Source organism: Brochothrix sp. (assembly GCF_017549435.1).
In the GTDB taxonomy this organism is placed as follows: Bacteria; Bacillota; Bacilli; order Lactobacillales; family Listeriaceae; genus Brochothrix; species Brochothrix thermosphacta.
The window spans coordinates 1-4,593 of record NZ_JAFYUW010000006.1; the positions used below are offsets into that span (position 1 = coordinate 1).

The 4,593-nt window shown below is 37.6% G+C and carries 4 protein-coding genes and 1 pseudogene; 2 read left to right on the forward strand and 3 right to left on the reverse strand.

The annotated features are described in order from the left end of the window. Positions 1–186, forward strand: a pseudogene (locus tag IKV95_RS00250) (site-specific integrase); the annotation flags it as partial. A 67-nt stretch (positions 187–253) separates the two neighbouring features. Here the strand turns inward: IKV95_RS00250 and guaA are convergent. From guaA to IKV95_RS00265, 3 genes are all read right to left on the reverse strand, one after another. Continuing rightward, the gene (gene guaA, locus IKV95_RS00255) at positions 254–1,789 is read right to left on the reverse strand and encodes a glutamine-hydrolyzing GMP synthase (protein WP_036027587.1); all 1,536 of its coding nucleotides are present in this window, start codon (positions 1,787–1,789) and stop codon (positions 254–256) included. Positions 1,790–1,914: 125 nt separating this feature from the next. Then, entirely contained in the window at positions 1,915–2,739 is an 825-nt protein-coding gene (gene nadE / locus IKV95_RS00260) for an ammonia-dependent NAD(+) synthetase (RefSeq protein ID WP_287451283.1), read from the reverse strand. 15 nt (positions 2,740–2,754) lie between these two features. Next, positions 2,755–4,248, reverse strand: coding sequence for a nicotinate phosphoribosyltransferase (locus IKV95_RS00265; RefSeq protein ID WP_069131798.1), 1,494 nt, complete (start codon positions 4,246–4,248; stop codon positions 2,755–2,757). Between the two features lie 274 nt (positions 4,249–4,522). Between IKV95_RS00265 and IKV95_RS00270 the strand changes: the two genes are divergently transcribed. Continuing rightward, positions 4,523–4,593, forward strand: a 71-nt coding sequence (locus tag IKV95_RS00270) for an MscL family protein (RefSeq protein ID WP_287451284.1), incomplete at its 3' end; no start/stop codon positions are given.

A 4,593-nucleotide genomic window follows, 5' to 3' on the forward strand; every position in this document is an offset into this window, starting at 1 on the left:
CATGAAGATATTGAGACGACTTTAGGAACGTATGGACATCTTTATCCTAACAGTAATTTTGAGGTAGCTAACAAATTAAATGGAGCCATTTCCTTTAAAGAAGCAAAACAAAATTATGATACTTCACCAAAGAATCAATTTACTGTAGACTACTTGCGAAACAAAGAAATGAAAAAAGTGCAATAAAAGTGCAGTAAAAAAATAAGAAGAGCCAGAAACCCTTGATAAACAAGGATTTCTGGCTCTCCTACAACTACTCCCACTCAATTGTTGCTGGTGGTTTAGATGTAATATCATAGGCTACACGGTTAACGTGAGCCACTTCGTTTACGATACGTTGAGAGATAACTTCCAACACTTCGTAAGGAATACGTGCCCAGTCACCTGTCATACCGTCGATAGATGTTACTGCACGAACCACAATCGTATGATCGTAAGTACGTTCGTCGCCCATTACACCAACGCTTAATACGTTTGGTAGAGCTGTAAAGTATTGCCAAATTTCACGGTCAAGACCGGCTTTTGCAATTTCTTCACGTAAAATCGCATCTGATTCACGTACGATTTCAAGTTTATCTTCAGTTACTTCACCAAGAACACGAATACCTAAACCAGGTCCTGGGAATGGTTGACGCCATACTAATTTTTCAGGCATACCCAATTCAATTCCTAAAGCACGCACTTCATCTTTGAACAACGTGTTTAACGGTTCAATCAATTCAAATTGCATATCTTCTGGTAACCCACCAACGTTATGGTGTGATTTAATTGTTTGAGCTGTTGCTGTTCCAGATTCAATAACGTCAGTGTATAACGTTCCTTGTGCTAAGAACTCAACACCATTTAATTTAGTTGCTTCATCATCAAACACGTAGATAAATTCGTTACCGATAATCTTACGTTTTTGTTCAGGATCAGAAACACCTTTTAATTTACTTAAGAAACGCTCTTGCGCATCAACTTTAATAATGTTCATATGGAAGTCGCCGTATAATGTTTCCATTACTTGCGTTCCTTCATCTTTACGTAACAAACCATGGTCAACAAAGATACATGTTAATTGATCGCCAATTGCACGGTGAATTAATACACCAACAACTGATGAATCAACACCACCACTTAAAGCAAGTAAGACTTTTTTGTCGCCTACTTTTTCGCGGATACTTGCAATTTGTGAATCAACAAAGTTTTCCATTGTCCAGTCGCCTTTACAGCCACAGATATCAACTGCAAATTGACGTAACAATTCATTTCCGTGTACAGAATGACGTACCTCTGGATGGAATTGAACTGCGTAAATACGACGAGATTCATCAGCAATTGCAGTGATTGGGCATGATGGGCTTGTTGCTGTAATTTCAAAACCAGCTGGTGCTTCAACAACTTTATCCCCATGACTCATCCAGACAACTTGCTCAGATGGTAATCCTTTGAAAAGCGGTGCATTATCAATCACATTGATTGATGCTTTACCGTATTCACGGTTTGTTGCGCCTTCAACACGGCCACCAAAGTGCGTGCTTAATAATTGCATTCCATAACAAATACCTAAAACAGGGATCCCCATATCGAATATACGCTCATCACAACGGAAAGCATCTTCGTCATACACACTGTTAGGTCCACCAGATAAAATAATACCTGTAGGATTTAAAGCTTTCATCTCTTCTAACGTGATTGTGTGTTCATGTAATTCACTGTAAACGCCAAAATCACGAATACGACGTGTGATTAGTTGATTGTATTGACTACCAAAGTCTAATACGATGATTTTTTCTACGTCTTGCATTGGTTTTATACTTCCCAAAAATGTCACCCCACTCAGATATTTAGCTTAAAAGCTATACTTACTCATCATAAACAAAAACGAGCGGTCGGTCAAGATGATAACATCAAAAATGACCGATTCCGCTCTTATTTTTTCCAAAAGTCATCAAATACTGTAATTGGTAAGTGACGTTTATGTTCGGATTTCAAATACCAGCTTTCAATTTTAGTTTCTGCTTCTGCAGACACTGTTTTTCCTTCGAGGTAATCATCGATTTCATCGTAAGTAACACCTAAGGCTACTTCATCAGATAAAGCCGGACGATCTTCCTCTAAGTCAGCTGTTGGTATTTTAGTATACAGATGTTCTGGTGCACCTAAAGCTTCCAATAATTGGCGACCTTGGCGTTTATTTAAACGGAACAACGGATTAATATCCGTACCACCATCACCATATTTTGTATAAAAACCTGTAATCGCTTCTGCTGCATGATCCGTTCCAATCACGGCACCTGCTCGTGCACCGGCGATACCATATTGTGTCACCATTCGTTCTCTGGCCTTAATATTGCCTTTCACAAAGTCAGATAAAACAACACCTGCTTCTGCTAATGCAGCTTGAGTCGCATCAACACTAGCTTTAACGTTGACGGTAAACAGTTCATCAGCACCAATAAAGGTTAAAGCATCTTGGGCATCCGCTTCATCTAATTGCACACCATACGGTAAACGCACGGCAAGTAACTGAACATCCGCTTGGGCTTCTTCACGTAATTCCGAAACAGCTATTTGAGCGATACGTCCTGCTAATGTTGAATCTTGTCCACCACTAACAGCGATAACCAATGTTTTAAGAAATGAATGTTTCACTAGATAGGCTTTTAGAAAATCAACGCTCACACGAATTTCTTCCTCAGCATTAATCGTTGGTTTGACACCCATTTCAGCAATAATTTTCGTTTGTAAACTCATTATGCTCACTCCTTCTTATAAACTTGGACGATCAAAGTGAACGCTTGTTGTTTCTTTTACATGATCACGCACACTCTTGATGTTTTCATTACGATTTTCCCAGCATTTATCGCTTAAATCAACCGGGTATTCTTCTGGATTCGAAATACGACGGTATTCGTCCCATAATACTTTTTTATTTTCTTTTGCGAATTCTTTAATTTCGTGTACTGTCGGTAATTGATACACTAACTCACCGTCAATAAAAATATCCTGTAACAATTCTTGCGCTGTAAAGTTAGATACATCTTTTTGGATATATGAATGAACCGGGTGGAACATTGTTAGTGTTTCAATGCCCTCCATTGATTCATCAGCTAGAGTGATATAATCACCTTCTGATCGTTTACTTTGATTATCAATGATACGGAAGACATTTTTACGACCTGGTGTTGTCACTTTCGAGCTGTTGCTTGAAAGCTTGATTGTATCCATATACTGACCGTTTTCATCTTCAATTGCGACCATTTTATACACGCCACCTAAAGAGGGTTGATCATAAGCAGTAATCAATTTCGTGCCCACGCCCCATACATCTATACAGGCATTTTGTGCCATTAAATGCATAATCATGTTCTCATCTAAATCGTTAGATGCAACAATTTTAGCATTTGGATAACCGGCATCGTCTAACATTTCGCGTGCTTTTTTAGATAAGAAACTTAAATCACCACTATCAATACGAATGCCCACAAAATTAATTTTATCACCAAATTCATTGGCTACTTTAATTGCATTTGGAATACCTGAATGTAGCGTATCGTATGTATCAACTAAAAACACACAGTCTTTATGGCTTGTCGCATATTTAGTAAACGCGACATATTCATCTTTGTAGGCTTGGATCATTGCATGTGCATGTGTTCCTGAAACAGGAATATCAAACAATTTACCTGCTCGGACATTACTGGTTGAATCAAAACCACCAATATACGCAGAACGAGTCCCCCAAAGTGCTGCATCAAACTCTTGGGCACGTCGTGTACCAAATTCCATCACTGATGCGTTTGGTCCTGCTACATAACGAATACGCGATGCTTTGGTAGCGATTAACGTTTGATAATTCAAAGCGTTTAGCACTGCTGTTTCAATCAGCTGACACTCTGCTAATCCTGCTTCGACTTGAAAAAGAGGTTCATTATTAAAGACAATTTCACCTTCACGCATGCTGCGTATTTTACCTTTAAATTTAAATTCACTAAGATACGTTAAAAAATCCTCAGGATAATCTGTCGTCTCGCGTAAATAAGCGATATCTGATTCCGTGAATTTTAAATTTTGGATATATGTGATTACCCGTTCAAGACCTGCAAAAACTGCAAAGCCCGCGTTAAAAGGCATACTTCTAAAATATGCTTCAAAAACCGCCTTTTTTTCTGCTATTCCATCGTCCCAATAAACTTTCATCATGTTAATTTGATAAAAATCCGTATGAAGTGAATAGCTATCATCGGGATAATTAGTTGTCATAATTAAACTTCCTCTCGCTTCAATGCTATTTTTTGTACCCCTTTATTATACACATCTTTGCATATGACGTGAACAAACTTTACTTAATACTTCCACAAAAAGCCTTTTATCATTAAAAATAGTCAGATTCACTTTCATTCTCCCCTTTAATTTACGCGTATGACTATATTTTTTTACGCTTTTTTGCTTAATTTTCGAAAAAAAATTTGATTTAATCATTATTATATCCGATAATTAAAATTGTAAGGAATATTACTAAAGGAGGTATATACATATGTGGAAAGAATTTAAAGAATTTGCGCTTAAAGGCAACGTATTAGATTTAGCAGTCGGTGTTGTTATTGG

Bases quoted from the DNA above. Each gene is read 5' to 3' on its own strand.
- IKV95_RS00265 (WP_069131798.1), bottom strand. From the start codon at position 4,248: ATGACAACTAATTATCCCGATGATAGCTATTCACTTCATACGGATTTT.
- guaA (WP_036027587.1), bottom strand. From the start codon at position 1,789: ATGCAAGACGTAGAAAAAATCATCGTATTAGACTTTGGTAGTCAATAC.
- nadE (WP_287451283.1), bottom strand. From the start codon at position 2,739: ATGAGTTTACAAACGAAAATTATTGCTGAAATGGGTGTCAAACCAACG.